Origin of the sequence: Kitasatospora purpeofusca (assembly GCF_036010405.1) — a bacterium.
In the GTDB taxonomy this organism is placed as follows: Bacteria; Actinomycetota; Actinomycetes; order Streptomycetales; family Streptomycetaceae; genus Kitasatospora; species Kitasatospora purpeofusca.
The window spans coordinates 7,556,659-7,576,161 of record NZ_CP108561.1 but is presented as its reverse complement, the minus strand read 5'-3'; the positions used below and the strand labels follow the sequence as shown (position 1 = coordinate 7,576,161).

At 74.2% G+C, this 19,503-nt stretch carries 16 protein-coding genes and 1 pseudogene; 14 read left to right on the top strand and 3 right to left on the bottom strand.

Annotated elements, in window-relative coordinates; all coding sequences use genetic code 11:
- Positions 1-84 precede the first annotated feature (84 nt).
- The 7 genes and pseudogenes from casA (at position 85) to cas2e (ending at position 8,398) form a co-directional block, all read left to right on the top strand.
- Positions 85-3,693: pseudogene (gene casA / locus OG715_RS33120) on the top strand (type I-E CRISPR-associated protein Cse1/CasA).
- The gene (gene casB / locus OG715_RS33115; RefSeq protein ID WP_266273610.1) at positions 3,690-4,370 is read left to right on the top strand and encodes a type I-E CRISPR-associated protein Cse2/CasB; all 681 of its coding nucleotides are present in this window, start codon (positions 3,690-3,692) and stop codon (positions 4,368-4,370) included. Before casA ends, casB begins: the two are co-directional and overlap by 4 nt.
- Entirely contained in the window at positions 4,364-5,587 is a 1,224-nt protein-coding gene (cas7e, locus tag OG715_RS33110; protein WP_266274624.1) for a type I-E CRISPR-associated protein Cas7/Cse4/CasC, read from the top strand. The genes casB and cas7e overlap by 7 nt, the downstream gene beginning before the upstream one ends.
- Positions 5,584-6,294, top strand: coding sequence for a type I-E CRISPR-associated protein Cas5/CasD (cas5e, locus tag OG715_RS33105; protein WP_266273611.1), 711 nt, complete (start codon positions 5,584-5,586; stop codon positions 6,292-6,294). Before cas7e ends, cas5e begins: the two co-directional genes overlap by 4 nt.
- 1 nt (position 6,295) lies before the next feature.
- Positions 6,296-7,030: a type I-E CRISPR-associated protein Cas6/Cse3/CasE gene (gene cas6e, locus OG715_RS33100; RefSeq protein ID WP_266273613.1), complete on the top strand. Its 735-nt coding sequence runs from the start codon at positions 6,296-6,298 to the stop codon at positions 7,028-7,030.
- A 4-nt stretch (positions 7,031-7,034) separates the two neighbouring features.
- Positions 7,035-8,033, top strand: a complete 999-nt coding sequence (cas1e, locus tag OG715_RS33095; RefSeq protein ID WP_266273614.1) for a type I-E CRISPR-associated endonuclease Cas1e — start codon at positions 7,035-7,037, stop codon at positions 8,031-8,033.
- Positions 8,030-8,398, top strand: coding sequence for a type I-E CRISPR-associated endoribonuclease Cas2e (cas2e, locus tag OG715_RS33090; RefSeq protein WP_266273616.1), 369 nt, complete (start codon positions 8,030-8,032; stop codon positions 8,396-8,398). The genes cas1e and cas2e overlap by 4 nt, the downstream gene beginning before the upstream one ends.
- Before the next feature lie 47 nt (positions 8,399-8,445).
- Here the strand turns inward: cas2e and OG715_RS33085 are convergent, their stop codons facing one another.
- From OG715_RS33085 to OG715_RS33075, 3 genes are all read right to left on the bottom strand, one after another.
- The gene (locus OG715_RS33085; protein WP_266273617.1) at positions 8,446-9,465 is read right to left on the bottom strand and encodes a TIGR03842 family LLM class F420-dependent oxidoreductase; all 1,020 of its coding nucleotides are present in this window, start codon (positions 9,463-9,465) and stop codon (positions 8,446-8,448) included.
- 141 nt (positions 9,466-9,606) lie between these two features.
- Positions 9,607-11,142 (bottom strand): dihydropyrimidinase, encoded by a 1,536-nt coding sequence (hydA, locus tag OG715_RS33080; RefSeq protein WP_266273619.1) that lies wholly within the window; start codon positions 11,140-11,142, stop codon positions 9,607-9,609.
- Positions 11,143-11,164: 22 nt separating this feature from the next.
- Positions 11,165-12,007, bottom strand: a complete 843-nt coding sequence (locus tag OG715_RS33075; protein WP_266273620.1) for a nitrilase-related carbon-nitrogen hydrolase — start codon at positions 12,005-12,007, stop codon at positions 11,165-11,167.
- Between the two features lie 459 nt (positions 12,008-12,466).
- On the opposite strand from OG715_RS33075, the gene OG715_RS33070 reads away from it, so the two are divergent.
- From OG715_RS33070 to OG715_RS33045, 7 genes are all read left to right on the top strand, one after another.
- Positions 12,467-15,307, top strand: coding sequence for a hypothetical protein (locus OG715_RS33070; RefSeq protein WP_266273622.1), 2,841 nt, complete (start codon positions 12,467-12,469; stop codon positions 15,305-15,307).
- Between the two features lie 47 nt (positions 15,308-15,354).
- Complete coding sequence (locus OG715_RS42515) at positions 15,355-15,432, top strand: putative leader peptide (RefSeq protein ID WP_106981192.1); 78 nt, start codon at positions 15,355-15,357, stop codon at positions 15,430-15,432.
- Between the two features lie 314 nt (positions 15,433-15,746).
- Entirely contained in the window at positions 15,747-16,256 is a 510-nt protein-coding gene (locus OG715_RS33065; protein ID WP_266273623.1) for a cysteine dioxygenase, read from the top strand.
- Complete coding sequence (locus OG715_RS33060) at positions 16,250-16,684, top strand: rhodanese-like domain-containing protein (RefSeq protein ID WP_407661044.1); 435 nt, start codon at positions 16,250-16,252, stop codon at positions 16,682-16,684. Before OG715_RS33065 ends, OG715_RS33060 begins: the two co-directional genes overlap by 7 nt.
- 263 nt (positions 16,685-16,947) lie before the next feature.
- On the top strand, positions 16,948-18,132 hold the full coding sequence (locus tag OG715_RS33055) for an ABC transporter ATP-binding protein (protein ID WP_266273625.1): 1,185 nt from the start codon (positions 16,948-16,950) through the stop codon (positions 18,130-18,132).
- Positions 18,122-18,790 carry an ABC transporter permease gene (locus OG715_RS33050; RefSeq protein WP_030391900.1) on the top strand — a complete coding sequence of 223 codons (669 nt, stop codon included), beginning with the start codon at positions 18,122-18,124 and terminating at the stop codon, positions 18,788-18,790. The genes OG715_RS33055 and OG715_RS33050 overlap by 11 nt, the downstream gene beginning before the upstream one ends.
- The gene (locus OG715_RS33045) at positions 18,787-19,479 is read left to right on the top strand and encodes an ABC transporter permease (protein ID WP_266273627.1); all 693 of its coding nucleotides are present in this window, start codon (positions 18,787-18,789) and stop codon (positions 19,477-19,479) included. The genes OG715_RS33050 and OG715_RS33045 overlap by 4 nt, the downstream gene beginning before the upstream one ends.
- Positions 19,480-19,503: the final 24 nt, after the last annotated feature.

Here is a 19,503-nt window from a genome sequence, read left to right as displayed (position 1 = left end):
GCGACACCGCGCCCGGTCCAGGAGGAGGCCGTCCGGCTGGCGCGCGAACTGCCCGCGCCGGGGCTGCTGGTGATCGAGGCGCCGATGGGCGAGGGGAAGACGGAGGCGGCGCTCGCCGTCGCCGAGATCTTCGCCGCCCGGACCGGCGCCGGCGGGTGCTACGTCGCGCTGCCGACCCGCGCGACCGCCAACGCGATGTTCCCCCGCCTCACCGCATGGTTGAACCACCTTCCCGCGGACGGGGACCGGACGCTCTTCCTCGCCCATGCGAAGGCGGCCCTCAACGACGAGTACGCGGGCCTGATGGCCGCCGACCGGCGCCGGATCGCGGCTGTGGACACGGACGGGTCGCAGGGTTCCGGGCATCGCGCACGGCGGAAGAACGCCGGGCTGATCGCCCACCAGTGGCTGCGCGGACGTAAGAAGGGCATGCTCGCCTCCTTCGCGGTCGGGACGATCGACCAGGTGCTGTTCGCCGGTCTCAAGAACCGGCATCTCGCCCTGCGCCACCTCGCGCTCGCCGGCAAGGTCGTCGTGATCGACGAGGTGCACGCCAACGACGCCCACATGAACACCTACCTGGAGCGGGTGCTCTCCTGGCTGGGCGCGTACCGGGTGCCGGTGGTGATGCTGTCCGCCACCCTGCCCGCCGCCACCCGGAGCGCCCTGGTCCAGGCGTACTGCGGATCGGCTGCCGAGCCGGAAGGCGCAGCCGAGGAGCTCGGCTATCCACTGCTCACCGCCGTCGTGCCCGGCCGCCCTCCGCTGACCCGCCGCCCCGAGGCCGACACCGCCCGTCGGACCACCGTCCACCTCGAACCGCTGGACGACCGCCTCGCCGTGCTCACCGACCGGCTGGCGGCCGAACTGGCCGACGGGGGTTGCGCGCTGGTCGTCCGCAACACCGTCGACCGCGTCCTGGCGACGGCGGAGCGGCTGCGCGAGCGGTTCGGGGCGGAGGCGGTGACCGTCGCGCACGCGCGCTTCGTCGACCTCGACCGGGCGCGGAAGGACGACGGCCTGCTGGCCCGCTTCGGCCCCACCGGGGACCGGCCGCGCGGGCCGCACATCGTGGTCGCCAGCCAGGTGGCGGAGCAGTCGCTCGACGTCGACTTCGATCTCCTCGTGACCGACCTCTGCCCGGTCGACCTGATGCTCCAGCGCATGGGCCGGCTGCACCGCCACCGCCGCGGCGAGGGGCAGCGCGCCCGGCCGGCGCGCCTGCGGACGGCCCGCTGCCTGGTCACCGGCGTCGACTGGGCGGCGCAACCGCTGCCGGGCCCGGCGAAGGGATCGGTGTCCGTCTACGGCAGGCACCACCTGTTGCGCTCGGCGGCCGTACTGCGGCCGCACCTGGCGGAGAGGGTCCCGGTGACGCTCCCCGACGGCATCAACGCACTCGTCCAGCGCGCCTACGGCCCCGAACCGCTCGGACCGCCCGACTGGTCCGTCGCGATGGCGGAGGCGGCGGAGGAGCAGCGGCTCGCAGACGCCGCGCAGACCGCCCGGGCCGAGGTGTTCCGGCTGGACGAGGTCCGGCGGCCGGGGCGGTCGCTGGTGGGCTGGCTGGACGCGGGGGTGGGTGACGTGGACGACCACCGTTCCGGCCAGGCCCAGGTCCGAGACGGCGAGGAGGGCCTGGAGGTGATGGTCGCGATGCGCCTCCCCGACGGCAGCCTCACCACCCTTCCCTGGCTGGACCGGGGCCGCGGCGGCCTGCCGCTGCCGACCGGGACCGCGCCCGGCTGGAACGCCGCCCAGGCCCTCGCCGCGAGCAGCCTGCGGCTCCCGTACCACTTCTCCAAGCCCTGGGTGATCGACAGGGCGATCAAGGAGCTGGAACAGCTGTACGTCCCCGCCTGGCAGGTCAAGGAGTGTCCGCAGCTCGACGGCGAGCTGGTGCTGCTGCTCGACGAGCACGGCCGGGCCGAACTGGCGGGCTTCGAGCTGGAGTACAACCCGAGCGACGGCCTGTCGGTGCACCCGGCCGGAGCCCGTGAGGTGAGGTTGGTGAAGAGCGTGCCCTCGTTCGACCTGGTGTCCCGCCCCTGGCTGCCGGTGCAGCGGCTGGACGGGACGACCGCCGAGCTGTCGCTGCGCGAGGTGTTCACCGAAGCGGCGACGCTCCGCCGGCTGGTCGGGGACGTGCCGACGCAGGAGTTCGCGCTGATGCGGCTGTTGCTGGCGATCCTGCACGACGCGGTGGAGGGGCCCGCCGATCTGGAGGACTGGGAGGAGCTGTGGGAGGACCCGGGCGCCTTCGCCGCCGTCGGCCGCTACCTCGACCGGCACCGTGAGCGCTTCGACCTGCTGCACCCGTAGACCCCGTTCTTCCAGGTCCCGGAGCTGCGCACCGAGAAGGACGAAGTAGCCTCGCTGAACCGGCTGGTGGCCGATGTGCCGAACGGCGACCCGTTCTTCTCCATGCGGATGCCGTCCGTCGACCGGCTCGCTTTCGCTGAGGCGGCGCGCTGGCTGGTGCACGCGCACGCCTTCGACACCTCGGGCATCAAGTCGGCTGCGGCGGGCGACGGTCGGGCGAAGGGCGGGAAGGTGTACCCGCTGGGCACGGGGTGGGCGGGCGGTCTCGGCGGCGTCCTCGCCGAAGGGGACGATCTGCGGGAGACGCTCCTCCTCAACCTGGTGGCCGCGGACACCGCCGGGGCTCGCTTCCGCAAGGAGGACTGTCCCGCCTGGCGGCGCGGCCCGTACGGCCCGGAACCCGACCCGGAGGCGTCGGACCCCTCCCGACGCCCTTCCGGGCCGCGCGACCTGTACACCTGGCAGTCCCGACGGATCCGGCTGCACCACGACGGGAGCGCGGTGACCGGGGCGGTGCTCTCCTACGGGGATCCGCTCGCGGCCCACGACCGCCGTTCCACCGAGCCGCTCACCGGGTGGCGGCGCAGCCGGCCCCAGGAGAAGAAGCTCGGCCGGGTGCCGGTGTACCTGCCCCGCCAGCACGATCCGGCACGTTCGGCGTGGCGCGGTCTGCCCGCGCTGTTGCAGAAGGAGACCGCGTCGAAGGCCACGAAGCCCGGTGAACCGGCGGAGTACCTGAGCCCGTTGGTGCTGGAGTGGGTGGCCCGGCTGACCACCGAGCGGGCACTGGAGCCCGGGCGCCTGATCCGCGCCCGGACGGTCGGCGCGGTGTACGGGACCCAGCAGTCGGTGTTCGACGAGGTGGTGGACGACGGCGTCGCCATGGCGGTGGTCCTGATGCACGAGGGGGACCAGCGCTACGGACGACAGGCCGAACGCGCGGTGGAGCGCTCCGAGGACGGTGTGAAGGCCGTCGTCCAACTGGCGGCCGACCTCGCGGATGCCGCCGGTGCAGTGGCCGACGGGCCCAGGGCGGCGGCCGCCGAGCGCGGCTACGCCGACCTGGACGTCGCATTCCGGCGCTGGCTGGGCGGGTTGGGACAGCCGAGCGACCCCGAAGAGGCTCTGGCGGACTGGCGGCGGCAGGCCCGGCGCATCCTGTTCGCCCTGGGCAGCGAACTGGTGGACACCGCCCCGCAGGCCGCCCGGGAGGGCCGGGTGGTGGCCGGCCGGACCGGGCGGGTCTGGCTCAACGACGCGCTGGCGTTCCGGCGGTTCGGCTTCGCGCTGGCCAAGGCGCTACCCGACCCGGACCCGCGGGCGGTCCCGGCCGGGAACCACGACAACTCCGCGGAGGGCGAGGACCGATGACCACCGACCCCGTACCGTCGCCCCGGCTCCCCGCTCTCGGGCGGGCGGGCACGGCGACGCGCGACCACATCGGCCAGTTGCAGCGCGGCTACCGCGCCGACGAGTCCGCCGCCGTCGCCCGGGTCGCGCAGATCCGGCGGGGCGCGGGCCGGCCGATCGACGCGCTGCCCGAACTGTGGGGCCTGACCGGCCTGGAGCGGCTGTATCCGCAGGGCCGGACCGGGCCCTCGGACGCCCTGGCCGAGAACGCGATGCACACGGCGGTCACGCTCTGGTCGCTGCACCAGCAGTCGCACCGCGAGGCCGGGATGCACCGCACCAGTGGCCCCCAGCTGGGCGGCGCGGTCCGGCAGTTGATGCCTTCGGACGACATCGACGAGCCCCTGCGGAAGCGGTTCGTGCGGGCGGGTGCGGCGCCCACCTTCGACATCCTCGGGCAGCGGCTGCGGGAGCTCGTCGTGCTGCTGCGCCGGGAGGCCGTCCCGCTGGACTACGGGCTGCTCGCCGACCAGCTGTACCGGTGGCAACTGCCCGACGGCCGGGGTGAGGTGAACAGGTCCTGGGGGCGGAGCTTCCACGCGTACCGGCGTCCGAGGAGCCCGGGCGGCGCCTCCGCCGAGCACACCGCCGCCGACCGTTCCGACACCGATCCCTACACCGACAAGGACCAATCGTGAGCAGCCGCACCATCCTGGACGTCCACATCCTGCAGACCGTGCCGCCGAGCAACCTCAACCGGGACGACACCGGCTCGCCCAAGTCGGCGGTGTACGGCGGCGTTCGGCGGGCCCGGGTGTCCAGTCAGGCGTGGAAGCGGGCGACTCGCAGGGCGTTCGACGGGTTGCTGGACCCGGCCGAGCTGGGGGTGCGCACCAAGAAGGTGGCGGAGCTGCTGGCGGCGCGGATCACAGCGTTGGGGGTGGGGCTGGAGGAGGCGGCGGCGTGGCAGGCGGCGGCGGACACGATCACGGCCGCGACGGGCGCCAAGGTGGCTCCGCCGACGCGGAAGGCGAAGGGTGACGGTGACGATCCGGCGCCGGAGTCGCAGTACCTGATGTTCCTCAGCAGTCGGCAGTTGGACGCCCTGGCCGCGCTCGCCGCCGAGGGGTTGACGGAGTCCGGCGGGCAGAGGGGGTCGGGCGAACTGAAGGAGTTCTTCAAGGGCAAGGAGAACAAGGCCCGCGCCCGGGAGGCTGCGAACACCCGTCATTCGGTGGATATCGCGCTGTTCGGCCGGATGGTCGCGGACGCCTCGGACATCAATGTGGACGCCGCCGCGCAGGTGGCCCATGCGATCAGCGTGCACGCGGTGGAGATCGAGTCGGACTACTACACGGCTGTGGACGATCAGCGGAACGAGGACGAGCCCGGTGCTGGCATGATCGGCACGGTCGACTTCAACTCGGCGACGCTGTACCGCTATGCGGCGGTGGACGTGGACCGGCTGCGGGCGAACCTCGGGGACGGGCTGCGGGCGGACGAGCCGGCGGCGGAGCCGGTGCGGCGTGCGGTGGAGGCGTTCGTCGAGGCGTTCGTGACGTCGATCCCCACCGGAAAGATCAACACCTTCGCCAACCAGACCCTCCCGGACGCGGTGGTCGTCAAGCTCCGATCGGCCCGGCCGATCAGCTTCGCCGGGACGTTCGAGGAGGCCGTGCAGGCGGGTGGCGACGGCCTCACCGGGGGCCATGTCGCGGGCGCCTGTGCGGCGTTGGCCGCGTACGTGCCCGAGGTGGAGAGGGCGTTCGGCGCGGTGACCGAGGACAGCTGGGTGCTCAGGGTCGGCGAGCGGACGTCCGCGCTCTCCGGGCTCGGCGCCGAGGTGGGGCTCGACGCGCTGGTCGGCGCGGTCGGCGCGGCGGTGGCGAAGCGGCTGTCGGGGTCGGCCGGGTGAGCGTGCTGCTGCTGCGGCTGGCCGGGCCGCTCCAGTCCTGGGGGGTCGCCGCGCGGTTCGTCCGGCGGACCACCGAGCCGGCGCCCACGAAGAGCGGGGTGCTGGGGATGCTCGCGGGAGCGCTCGGCCGGGACCGGGGCGAGGACCTGGCGGACCTGGCGGCGCTGCGGTTCGCGGTCCGCACCGACCAGCCGGGCACCCGGGTCCGGGACCTCCAGACGGCCCACCACGGGGACACGGACAAGCCCATGCCGCTGTCCGAGCGGTTCTACCTCGCGGACGCGGTGTTCGTGGCCGCGGTGGAGGGGCCGGACGCGACGGTCGACGCGCTGGCGGCGGCGCTGCGCGCACCGGTGCACCTGCCGTACCTGGGCCGCCGCTCGTGCCCGCCGAGCGGGCCGGTCGACCTGGGGGTCCGGTCGGGGGCGGGGCTGCGGTCGGTGCTGGAGCGGGAGCCGTGGCAGGCGGCGCCCTGGTACCGGAGGCGTCACCATGCAGCCTCCGTGGCGCTGCCGGTCCAGGCCGACGCCGAACCGGAGGAACAGCCCCGGGCGGACCTGTTGCGCGACCTTCCGCTGAGCTTCGACCCCCGGCACCGCCGGTACGCGCTGCGCGGGGTGGTCTCCTTCGTCGTCAACGCGCCGACGGCGGAGGCCGATCACGATCCGACGGCCCACCTGAACCCCCTGGAACCGGAATCGGACTGACATGTTCCTCACCCGCTTTCGCGTCAACACCGCCCGCGACGGGGCCCGGCGGCTGCTCTCCTCGCCCCAGCTCCTGCACGGCGCCGTGATGGCCTCGTTCGCCGAACCGCCGTCGTCGATCCCGTCGGCGATCCCGTCGGCGGCGGCCGGGTCGGTGCCCCGCGTGCTCTGGCGGATCGACCACAACTCCCGGTCCGAGGTGCTCCTCTACCTGGTGGGCCCGCAGCGCCCGGACCTCACCCACCTGGTGGAACAGGCCGGCTGGCCGACCACCGGCGGCTGGCAGACCTTCGACTACGGCGCGTTCCTGGCCGGCATCGCCGCCGGTTCGACCTTCGCGTTCCGGCTGACCGCCAACCCCGTCCACAGCATCCGCCGCAAGCCGGACGAGCCGACCAAGCGGACCGCGCACCTCACCCAACGGCACCAGGCGGCCTGGCTGTTGAACCAGCAGCAGCGGTCCGGCTTCACCGTCGTCGAGAAGGCGCCGGACCGGCGGCTGCTGCCGGAGGGCGACGAGCACGAACTCGTGGTCCACCGGCAGCACGCGGTGTCGTTCGGCAAGAACGACCGGGTGAAGGCCGGTCGCCACCGGGTCACCCTGGTCACCGCGACCTACGACGGCCGCCTGCGGGTGACCGATCCGGACGCGCTGCGCCGTACCCTCACCGCGGGGCTGGGCAAGGCGAAGGCGTACGGGTGCGGGCTGATGACGCTCGCGCCGGTGCGGGGGTGACGCGATGGCGACAACCCCGGCGCGCAGGCCGGTTTCCTCCCCCCGCGAGCTGCCCCGGATCGGCGACCGGGTCTCGTTCCTCTACCTGGAGCGCTGCGTGGTCCACCGCGAGGACAACGCGATCACCGCCACCGACGAGTCCGGCGTCCGGTACATCCCCTCGGCGACGATCGGGGTGCTGCTGCTCGGTCCTGGCACCCGGGTGACGCACCAGGCGATGAGCGTGCTCGGCGAGTCCGGCGCGGGTGTGGTGTGGGTGGGCGAGCAGGGCGTGCGGTACTACGCGGGCGGCCGGGCGCTGACCCGGTCGGCCGGGCTGGTGGAGGCGCAGGCCACCGCGTGGGCGAACCGGCGCCATCGGCTGGACGTGGCGCGGGAGATGTACCGGTTGCGGTTCCCGGACGCGGATCCGGCGGGGATGACCCGGCGGGAGCTGCTGGGCGGCGAGGGCACGCGGGTCAAGGAGGTGTACCGCGCGGAGGCCGCCCGGACGGGTGTGCGCTGGGTGCGGCGTACCTACGACCCGGGGGACTTCGCGGCGGGTGACGCGCCGAACCAGGCGGTGACGGCGGCCGCGCAGTGCCTGTACGGGGTGGCGCACTCGGTGGTCGTCGCGCTGGGGTGCTCGCCCTCGCTCGGCTTCGTGCACTCGGGGCACGAGCGGTCGTTCGTGCTGGACGTCGCGGATCTCTACAAGGTGGAGTTCGGCATCCCGGCGGCGTTCGACGCGGCCGCGGAGGGGGCGGAGGACGTGGCCGGGCGGACCCGGCGGGCGCTGCGGGAGCGGATCCGCGCGGGCAGGCTGCTGGAGCGGGTGGTCGCGGACGTGCGGGGCCTGCTCGCGCCGTACCGGCAGACCGGCAGGGGCGAGGCGGACGGCCCGGAGGGTCCGGACGGGCCCGACGGCCCCGACGTGCCGGAGGAGGACGTCGTACTGCTGCACGACGACCACGACAGCCTGCTGCCCGGCGGCCGCAACCACGGTGCCGGGGCGGTCCGGTGATCACCCTGGTGCTCGCCGACTGCCCGGTCGGGTTGCGGGGGCTGCTGACCAGGTGGCTCACCGAGATCTCGCCGGGCGTCTTCGTCGGCGATCCGTCGGCGCGGATCCGCGAGGTGCTGTGGGAGGAGGTGCGGGAGTACCGGGGCCGGGGGCGGGCCGTGCTCACGTACAGCACGGACACCGAGCAGGGCTTCGCCTTCGCGACCCACGAACACCGCTGGCGGCCGGTGGACCACGAGGGGCTCACGCTGACCAACCGGCCGGCGGACCGCCCGGTGCCGTCGCCCCGGGGCGGGCCGCCGACGGACGGGGCCGCGAGCGGGTGGAGCAAGGCCTCCAAGCGGCGCCGGTTCGGCGGTCGTTGAGGCGTCGGAGGAGCGTCGGCCCTGCCCCGGGATCGCTCGGGGGCCGGTCAGGCGCCCAGGGCGGGGACGATGTCCGTGCCGTAGGCGTCGATGGTGGATTCGACGGCGTCGTGCATGGCGTAGACAGCGAACTGGTCGACGCCCAGGGCGCGGAGCTGTTCGAGGCGGGCGCGGTGGGTCTCGACGGGGCCGATGACGCAGAAGCGGTCGACGATCGCGTCGGGGACGAAGGCGGTGTCGGGGTTCCCGGCGCGGCCGTGGTGGCTGTAGTCGTAGCCCTGGCGGTCCTTGATGTAGGCGGTGAGTTCGTCGGGGACGAGACCGGAGTGCTCGCCGTAGTGCCGGACGAGTTCGGCGACGTGGTTGCCGACCATGCCGCCGAACCAGCGGCACTGCTCGCGGGCGTGGGCGAGGGCGGCCGGGGAGTCGTCGGCGGTCACGTAGGCGGGGGCGGCGACGCAGACGGTGAGCGACTCGGGGTCGCGGCCGGCCTCGGCGGCCGACCGGCGGACGGCCTTGACCATGTACTCGGTGAGGAACGGGTCGGCGAGCTGGAGGATGAAACCGTCCGCCTGGCGGCCCGTCAGATCGAGGGCCTTGGGTCCGTAGGCGCCCATCCAGATCGGCAGGCGCGCACCCTCGCCGACCCAGGGCAGGTGCATCTCGGTGCCGTCGACCTCGGCGGTCCGCCCCTCGGCCAACTCCTTGACGGCGTGCATGGCATGGGAGAGCCGGTCGAGGGTGGCGGGCTTGCGGCCGGCGACGCGCATCGCGGAGTCGCCCCGGCCGATGCCGCAGACGGTGCGGTTGCCGAACATGTCGTTGAGCGTGGCGAAGAGGGAGGCGGTGACCTCCCACGTGCGGGTGGAGGGGTTGGTGACCATGGGGCCGACGGTGAGGGTGCTGGTCTCGGCGAGGATCCGGCTGTAGATGACGAAGGGTTCCTGCCACAGGACGCAGGAGTCGAAGGTCCAGCCGTGGCTGAAGCCGGCCCGCTCGGCGCGGATCATGCGATCGATGAGCAGGCGGGCGGGCGGGTCGGTCTGCAGGACGAGGCCGATGTCCAAGGCGGGCTCCGGGAGTTGGTCGGGGGGTGCGGTCGGGAGAGGTCACCGGTCGGGAGAGGCCAGCGGGTGGGAGAGGTCACCGGTCGGGAGCGGCCGACCGGCCGGCGGGAGGGACCACTCGGCCGGTCGGGGCGCGGCGGATCAGTCGAGGTACCGGCAGGTGTCCCGGCGCAGGAAGGCGCCGTGGCCGGCCCGGCCCAACCAGGTGCCCCGGTCGAGCACCACGGTGCCCCGCGAGAGCACGGTGCGGGCGCGGCCGGTGAGGGTGCGGCCCTCGTACGCCGAGTAGTCGACGTTCATGTGGTGGGTCGCGGCGGAGACGGTCTGGACGGCGTTCGGGTCGTAGACCACGATGTCGGCGTCGGCCCCGGGGGCGAGGGTGCCCTTGCGCGGGTGCAGGCCGAACATCCGGGCCGGGGTGGTGCAGGCGATCTCGATCCAGCGACGGCGGCTGATCCGTCCGTCGACCACGGCCTGGTGGAGGAGGTCCATCCGGTTCTCCACGCCGGGAAGGCCGTTGGGGATCTTCGAGAAGTCGCCGCGGCCGAGCTCCTTCTGGCCCGTGTAGCAGAACGGGCAGTGGTCGGTGGAGACCACCTGGAGGTCGTTGGTGCGCAGCCCGCGCCAGAGCGCCTCCTGGTGCTCGCGGGGCCGCAGCGGCGTGCTGCACACGTACTTGGCGCCCTCGAAGCCGTCCGTGCCCTCCTCGGCGAGGTTGTCGGTGGAGAGGAAGAGGTACTGCGGGCAGGTCTCGCCGAAGACGGGGAGCCCTTCGTCGCGGGCCCGGGCGAGTTCGGCGAGCGCGGAGGCGGCGGAGACGTGGACCACGTACAGGGGGCTGCCGGCGACCTGGGCGAGCTTGATCGCCCGGTGGGTGGCCTCGGCCTCCAGCAGTTCGCGGCGGACCTCGCCGTGGTAGCGGGGCGCGGTGCGGCCGGCGGCGAGGGCCTGTTCGACCAGGACGTCGATGGCGATGCCGTTCTCGGCGTGCATCATGGTCAACCCGCCGTTGGCGGCGCCGCGTTGCATGGCGCGCAGGATGCGGCCGTCGTCGCTGTAGAAGACGCCCGGGTAGGCCATGAACAGCTTGAAGGAGGTGGACTCGCCGGAGTCGACGAGGGTGTCCATCTCCTTGAGGACGGCGTCGGTGACGTCGGAGACGATGGTGTGGAAGGCGTAGTCGATCGCGCAGTTGCCCTCGGCCTTGGCGTGCCAGGTGTCGAGGCCCTCGCGCAGGCTGCCGCCGACCGACTGGACGGCGAAGTCGACGATGGTGGTGGTGCCGCCCCAGGCGGCGGCGCGGGTGCCGGTCTCGAAGGTGTCGGAGGCGTGGGTGCCGCCGAACGGCAGCTCCATGTGGGTGTGGGCGTCGACGCCGCCGGGGACGACGTAGTGGCCGTCGGCGTCGATCTCGGTGTCCGCGGTCCAGGAGAGTGCGGCCCCGCTGCCGGTGGCGGCGAGGGCGGCGATCCGTTCGCCCTCGACGAGGACGTCGGCGCGCAGTTCCTCGGTGGCGGTGACGACGAGGCCGCCGCGGATGACGGTGCGTCCGGTCCGGGCGGTGGCGGTGCCGGTGCCCCTGCCGGTGGCGGGGGTGGTGCTCGGGGTATTGCCGGGATTGTTGCTCGGGGTGTCGCCGGGAGTGGTGCTCGGGGTGTCGCCGGGAGTGCTGGTCATGGTGTGCTCGGGCCCCTCTCCGTCACGCCTCGGTCAGTGGTCCGTACGCCTCCGGGCGGCGGTCGCGGTAGAACGCCCACTGCTGGCGGACCTGTTCGATGAGGTCGAGGTCGAGGTCGCGCACGACCAGCTCCTCCTCCTTGTCGGAGGCCACTTCGCCGACGAACCGGCCGCGCGGGTCCACGAAGTAGGAGGTGCCGTAGAAGTCGTTGTCGCCGTACTCCTCGGTGCCGACGCGGTTGATGGCGGCCACGTAGTAGGCGTTGGCGACGGCGGCGGCGGGCTGTTCGAGCTGCCACAGGTAGGCGGAGAGGCTGCGGCTGGTGGCTGAGGGGTTGTAGACGATCTGCGCGCCGCCCAGGCCCAGGGCGCGCCAGCCCTCGGGGAAGTGCCGGTCGTAGCAGATGTACACGCCGACCTTGCCGACCGCGGTGTCGAACACCGGCCAGCCGAGGTTGCCGGGCTTGAAGTAGAACTTCTCCCAGAAGCCCTTGACCTGCGGGATGTGGTGCTTGCGGTACTTGCCGAGATAGCTGCCGTCGGCGTCGATCACGGCGGCGGTGTTGTAGTAGACCCCGGGCTGGTCCTCCTCGTAGACGGGGACGACCAGGACGAGGCCGAGCTCGCGGGCGAGTTCGCGCATCCGCCGCACGGTGGGGCCGTCGGGGACGGACTCGGCCCAGCGGTAGTGCTCCGGGTCCTGCACCTGGCAGAAGTACGGGGAGTTGAAGACCTCCTGGAAGCCGAGGATCTTCGCGCCCTGCGCGGCCGCCTCGCGGGCGTAGCGCTCGTGGAGGGCGATCATGCTCTCCTGGTCGCCGGTCCAGCGGGTCTGGACGAGGGCGGCGCGGACGATCTGCGACATGGTTACCTCCGCAACTCCGCGGCCCGTCCGGGGGCGGGCCGCGGTCCGAGGGTCGGCGGGCGGTGCTGCCTGCGGTGGATGTCTACGTGCGTAGAAAGTGGGTGCGTCGACCGTAGGCCCGGCTCCGGTCGCCTGACAATACGTCCGACGCGACGTGGCCGGGGCGATCTTGCCGGGCGGACACGCGGGGTCTCGTAGGTGGGATGAAACGGTCATCTACCCCGGGAGCGCACTCCTTACTCATTCGGGTGAATCCATGCTCGGGGTGGGGTGGGACGGGGCAGGAAGGTGGTGACGCCCCTACCGGATGCAGGTCTGCGGGAACAGACAGGATCCGGACGGGATCGGGGCGTTCGTAGGTCGCTGGCGCTGGCGCGGGGTGCGCGCTCGGGGTCGGGTGACGGTGGTGACGCGTTGGCGGTGCGTTGGTGGTGCGGTGGCGGAGAGGGGTGGATCGGTGTGACGGCCGGGGACAGGGCGGCGGGCAGGGCGCCCGCCTGGGGAGGAGTGCTGCTCGGGCTCTCGGTGCCGGTGCCGGCCGTGCTCGGATGGCTGCTGCGGCGGTCGGAGGGTTCGGAGGGTGACGAGGCTGGGGTGGGGCAGGGGGCCGAGTACGGGCAGGGGGACGCGCACGGGCAGCGCGGGCGGGAGGCCGACGGGCGCGCCGCGCGCGGACGGGGCGGGGCCGGGGCAGCCGGGGCGGCCCCGGGACCGGATCCGCCCACCGCCGCCGGACCGCCGCTGATCCCTCCCTGGCCGGTGCTGACCGCGCGGGGCGGGCGGTGGCCGCCGGGTCCCCGGGTCCACGGACCGCCCACCCGGCACGCCCGCTGGCACAACGCCGCCCGGGTCCCGCCCGGTCGCAAGCACGCTCAGCTCGGCTTCTGCGTCTCCGGCGGCGGCATCCGCTCGGCCTGCGTCACCCTCGGCGCGCTCCAGGCGCTGCGCCCCTGGCTGAAGCGGGCCCGCTACCTGGTCGCGGTCTCCGGGGGCGGGTACACCGTCGGCGCGATGCAGTTGGCGCTGAGCGACTCCGCGCCCGACAGTCCGGTCCGGGTGCGCTCCGGGCTGACCGCCGACACCGTGCTCGAACCCGGCTCGCCCGAGGAGGACCACCTCCGCCGCCACTCCAGGTACCTCGCGGACGGCGCGGGCGAGTGGCTGGTCGCGCTCGGCACCCTGCTGCGCGGCCTGGTCGCGGCGCTCGCGCTGCTGCTCGCCGCCGTCCTGGTGCTCGGCCTCGGCCTGAGCCGGTTCTACCACCTCGTACCGCTCGCCGACCTGGACGGCCTCGGCACGGCCGGCGGCTCGCCGACCGTCCGGGTGCCCGTCCTGCTCACCCTCGCCGGGCTGCTCTCGGCCGCCGCCACCGGGTGGCTGCTGTGGCTGCTCACCTTCTCCTGGCTCGGCTGGAACACGCCGCTGCCGCGCCTCCTGCGCCGCTTCTCGCACGGCGCGCTGGCGCTGGCCGTGCTGCTCTCGCTGGGTGTGCTGGCCGTCCCCGCTCTGGCCTGGGGCGCGGTGGCGCTGCGGCGGGCGCTCGCGGTCGGCGCCCGGCAGGCCTGGGCCGGCATCAGCCTCACCGTGCTGCTCAGCTACCTGGCGCTGCTGCTGGGCATCCTCTGGCACGGCCGCCACGCCATCGGGCAGGGCGCGGCGGTGCTCGGCGGTGTCCTGCGCGGGGCCCGCCGCAGCGGTCTCACCGTCCGGATCACCGAGTACCTCGTGCTCTGGTCGGCCCTGACCGCGCTCACCGTCGGCGCGCTGCTCGCCTTCGGGTGGGCGGTGGCCACCGGGCACGCCTGGCCGACCGCCGTGCAGGTGCTGCTGCCGCTGGTCCTGGGCACGGTCGGCCTCAACCTCGACCAGACCTGGATGGGCCTGCACCCCTTCTACCGGCACCGGCTCGCCTCGGCCTTCGCCGTCCGGAGGGCGGTCGAGGGCGGGGAGGCCGACGGGGAGGCGGGCGCGGAGGCGGGCGGGGAGGCGGGCACGGAGGCGGACGGAACGGCGGACGCGGACCGGGGCGGGGAGGTGCTGGCCCGGCCGTACCACTTCTTCCGCGAGCAGACCCGGCTCAGCCACTACGGCGCCCGGCACCCGGACTTCCCCCAGGTGATCTTCGCGGCGGCGGCCAACCTCTCCGGCAGCGCGCGGACGCCGCCCGGCCGGCGGGCGGTGTCGTTCACCTTCTCGTCCGACTACGTGGGCGGCCCGGACGTCGGGTACGCGCGCACCGACCTGCTGGAGCGGCGCACCCGGCGGCACATCGCCCGGGACCTCACGGTGCAGTCCGCGATGGCCGTCTCGGGCGCCGCGTTCTCCTCCGCGATGGGCCGTCAGTCGCGGGCGTACCAGGGGCTGTTCGCGATCACCAATGCGAGGCTGGGCACCTGGCTGCCCAACCCGGCCGCCCTGGCTCCGCTCTGGGCGGCCGACCGGGACTGGCGCTACGCTCCGCAGCCCGCGGTGCGCCGGTTGTCGTACCAGCTGCGCGAGGCGTTCGGGCGGTACCCGATGGACGCGCGGTTCCTGCTCACCACCGACGGCGGGCACTACGAGAACCTCGGCCTGGTCGAGTTGCTGCGGCACGGCGTGCGGACGGCGGTGTGCGTCGACGCGAGCGGCGACTCCGCGTTCGCGGGGTCGCTCGCGGCGGCGATCACCCTCGCCCGGGAGGAGCTGGGCATCGCCATCACCCTCCGGGAGCCGGACCTGCTGGTCCCGGGCAGTGCGGGAACCGGCACCAGCACCGGGAGCGGGAGCGGAGCCGGCGGCGGCGGGGGCGGGGCCGGGCGGGCGCCGTTGCGCGGCCTGGCGGCCCGGCTGGCCGAGCGGCTGGCCGCGCGGGCGGTCGTGGTCGGCGACATCGTGTACCCGTGGCCGCTGGAGCTCGGGGACTGCGACGGCGGCGCGTCGGCCCGGCACGGCACGCTGATCGTGGCGCAGGCCGTGCTGACCCCCGACATGCCGTACGAGCTGCACGCCTACGCGACGGGTGATCCGGCCTTCCCGTACGACGGCGCCGGTGACCAGTGGTTCGACCACCGGCAGTTCGACGCCTACCAGACCCTCGGCCGGTACCTGGGCGAGCAGGCGGGCCCGGTCGTCGAAGCGGCGCTGGCCGGGACGGCGGCGGGAACGGCGGCGGAGCGGGAAGCGGCGGCGGCCAAGGGCGGCAGGGCCGACCGACCGGGCCGGGGCCCGAACGTGAACGGCACCGTCCCGGGGCCCGGGACGCCGCCCGACGCCGAACGGGCTCCGACCGCGTCCGACCAGGGACGCGACGGGCGACCGTGACCGCGCTCGCTTGACTCGCGCCCGTCCCGTCGGGAAGGATCCGGCACATGGACACCGGCACCACTCTGGTCTGCCGCCTGCACGTCGACCTCCGACGCCAGGCGAGTTCCATCTGTGCCTGTTGACCTTGTTCCTTCCCGCCGGTCCCGCCCTGTGACCTTCACCAGGGCCCGCGCCGCGCACTCGCTCTCCTGACGCCACGCCGCCCGGCACGACCGCGCCACCCCGCCGGTCCGACCGGTGCGGCCCGCACCCGCCACCGGTTCCGGCACGGTACGGACCCCGCGCCACCGCGCCGCAGCGCACGGAAACGCACCGCACCGCACCGCACGCACCGAGCAGTCCCACCCCGCCCCGCCGCCCCCTGTCCCACGGCGGCGCGCGGGCCGCACGGCGAACCGCTCCACGACCACCGCCCGCCCGTCCCGAGGACACCCACATGAACCTGGACCTCGCACCGACAACAACGCCCGCCCCCGTCGAGGAGGGCCGAACGCCGCTCACCCCGAGCACGCTGCGGGAGATCGTCCGCGAGCTGGCCGAGCAGCCCGAGCAGTGGATCCACCACGTCCGCCTCTCCACCGAGGAGCGCTGGTACCGGCGGCTCGCCGCCGACGAGGACCACGAGGTCTGGCTGATCAGCTGGCTGCCCGGCCAGTCCACGGGCTTCCACGACCACGGCGGCTCGCGCGGGGCGTTCACCGTCGCGCTGGGCGAGTTGGAGGAGCTGTCGCTGGGCGGCCCCGAGCAGGGGCTGCTGATCCGGCGGATCGGGTCCGGCACCACCCGCGCGTTCGGCCCCGAGTACGTGCACGACGTCCGCAACACCGCGTCCGGCCCGGCCGTGACGCTGCACGCCTACTCCCCGCCGCTCAGCTCCATGGCGCACTACGAACTGCGGGCCGGTGGCCTGGTCCGCACCTCCGAGGAAGGACCCGACCAGTGGTGACCACGATCGACGACCTGGTGGCCCGCGCCCGGGAAGGGGTGCACCGCCCCGGCCCGGACGAGGCCCTGGAGGCGCAGCGCGCCGGTGCGCTGCTGGTGGACATCCGCCCGGCGGCGCAGCGCGCGGCCGAGGGGGAGATCCCCGACACGCTGATCATCGAGCGCAATGTGCTGGAGTGGCGGCTCGACCCGACGGGCAGTCACCGGATCCCGGAGGCCACCGGCCACGACCTGGAGGTGGTCGTGGTGTGCTCGGAGGGGTACGCGTCGAGTCTGGCCGCCGCTTCGTTGCGCGAGCTGGGCCTGCACCGGGCGACCGATCTGGACGGCGGCTTCGTCGCCTGGGCGGCGGCAGGGCTGCCGACCCGTCAGGGAGACCGCGAGGGAGGCCGCGAGGGAGGCCGCGAGGGAGGCTCTCGGGAAGGCTGAGGGTCGGTGCTTCCGGGGCACGCGCCCCGTGCTCCCCGCGTACGCGTCGGCCGCTCCTGGTGAATCCGACCACGCCCGGTAAATCAGGGACACCGGGTTCACCAGGTCATAGGCTGATCAGAGTTTCCGCCGGTCCGAAGGCGGGCAGACCAGGCGACCGACAGGCACAGCAACAGGCACAGCGACAGGCCGACGGACCGGCACAGCGACAGACACCACCATCGGCGCCGCCACCGGGGGCCGCCGAGACGAGGAAATTCCCCGTGATCAGATTCGACGGCGCGGGCAAGCGCCACCCCGACGGCACGGTCGCCGTCGAGGGCCTCGACCTCGACGTCCCCACCGGTCGGACGACCGTGCTGGTCGGCCCGTCCGGCTGCGGGAAGACCACGCTGCTGCGAATGGTCAACCGCATGGTCGAACCGACCTCGGGGCGGGTCCTGCTGGACGGCACCGATGTGGCGGAGCTGGACCCGGCCAAGCTGCGGCGCGGCATCGGCTACGTGATCCAGCAGGCCGGGCTGTTCCCGCACCGGCGGGTGATCGACAACATCGCGACGGTTCCCTATCTGCTCGGCTGGGACCGGAAGAAGGCCCGCGCCCGGGCGGCCGAACTGCTCGATCTGGTGGGGCTGGCACCCGAGACCGCCAAGCGGTACCCGTTCCAGCTGTCCGGCGGGCAGCAGCAGCGCGTGGGTGTCGCGCGGGCCCTGGCCGCCGACCCGCCGGTGCTGCTGATGGACGAGCCGTTCAGCGCCGTCGACCCGGTGGTCCGCGCCGGGCTGCAGGAGGAACTGCTCCGCCTCCAGTCCGAGCTGCACAAGACGGTGCTGTTCGTCACCCACGACATCGAGGAGGCGGTCCGGCTCGGCGACCAGGTGGTGGTGCTGCGCGAGCGCGGCCGGATCGCCCAGCTCGCCGATCCGCACACGCTGCTCACGGCGCCCGCGGACCTGGACGTCGCCGCCTTCCTCGGCCGCGACCGGGGCCTGCGCGGCCTCGGGCTGAGACCGGCCGCCTCGGTCGTCGTCCGGCCGATACCCGGCGGTCCGGGCGAGGACGCCGCCGGGCGGTCTCCGCACGGGATCCGGTTCGGCGGTTGGGAGCTGATGCTGGACGACGGGCGGCGGCCGATCGGCTGGATCGACCGGGACGCGGTGGGCGCGGCCCTGGAGCCGGCGCCCGGGTTCCGGCCGGACGCCGACACCCTGCGCGCCGCCCTGGACGCGGCCGTGCTGTCCCCCACCGGGATCGCCGTCGCCGTGGACCCGGAGGGCCGCGCGGTCGGTACGGCCGACCGTGAGGCGGTGCTGGCCGCGCTCGCGACCCGCCCGCCCGCCACGAACGGGGCGCAGCAGGCCGAGAAGGCGCAGACCGCGACAACCGAGAAGGCGGAGGCCACAACGGCCGCGACGGCCGCGACGGACGGAGCCGGCGGTGGACGATGAACCGCTCGTCCGCTGGTACTGGATCGGCGACCACCTCGGCTACCTCGGCGACCTGCTCGCCGACCACGCCGTCATCGCCCTCGTCCCGGTGCTGATCGGTCTGCTGCTGGCGGTGCCGCTGGGTCTGGCCTGCACCCGGTTCCCGCGCCTCTACCAGCCGCTCGCCGCCGTCTTCAACATCGTCTACGCCCTGCCCTCGCTGGCCGTCTTCGTGGTGCTCATCCCGTACACCGGGCTGGCCACCCAGGCCACCGTGATGATCCCGCTCACCTTCTACGCGGTGGCGGTGCTGCTGCCGACCACGGTGGACGGGCTGCGCGCCGTCCCCGACCCGGTGCGGCAGGCCGCGACCGCGATGGGGTACGGGCCGTGGCACCGGCTGGCCGCCGTCGAACTGCCCGCCGCCGTCCCCTACCTGGTGGCCGGTCTGCGGGTGGCGGCCGTGTCCAGCATCTCGCTGGCCTCGGTCGGCGCGCTGGTCGGCCGGGGCGGCCTCGGCTATCTGTTCGTCGACGGCTTCCAGCGCACCTTCCCGACCCCGATCGTGGCCGGGATCGTCCTGATCGCGGTGCTCGCGCTGGCCGTGGACCTGCTGCTGGTCGGCGCCCGCCGGCTGCTCGCGCCCTGGGCCGTCCGGGAGAAGGGGGCGGGGCAGTGAACTGGTTGACCTGGCTGGGGGACTTCTTCTCCGACCCGGACCGCCGCAGCGGTTCGAACGCGATCGCCCACCGGATCGCCGAGCACCTGCTGCTCTCCGGCGAGGCCCTGCTCTACGCCGCGCTGCTGGCCGTCCCGCTCGGGCTGCTGATCGGCTACACCGGGCGCGGCGTCACCGTGGTGACGGCGATGGCCGGGGCGGCCCGCGCGCTGCCGACGCTCGGGCTGGTGACGCTGGCGGTGCTGCTCGCGGGGGTCGGCGACACCGCCGTCCTGGTGCCGCTGGTGGCACTGGCGGCCCCGCCGCTGCTGGTCGCCGCCGTCGAGGGGGTCCGGGGCACCGACCCGGACGTGCGGGACGCGGCCCGCGGGGTCGGCCTGACGCATCCGCAGGTGCTGTGGCAGGTCTGTCTGCCGTCGGCGCTGCCGACCCTGCTGGCGGGTTTCCGGACCGCGACCGTGCAGGTCATCGCGACCGCGACGGTGGCCGCGTACGTCGGGCTCGGCGGCCTGGGCCGGTACGTCGTCGACGGGCTGGCCACCCGGGACTACGCGGCGACGGTGGGCGGCGCGCTGCTGGTCGTCCTGCTGGCCGTCGCGGCCCAGGCGTTCTTCGCCCTGCTGGCCCGGTACGCGCTGCCGCCCGGTCTGCGGGCGCAGCAGCGGGCCTCGGGCCGCCGGTCGTCGTGACCGCCCGTTCTTCGCCTTCCCTTT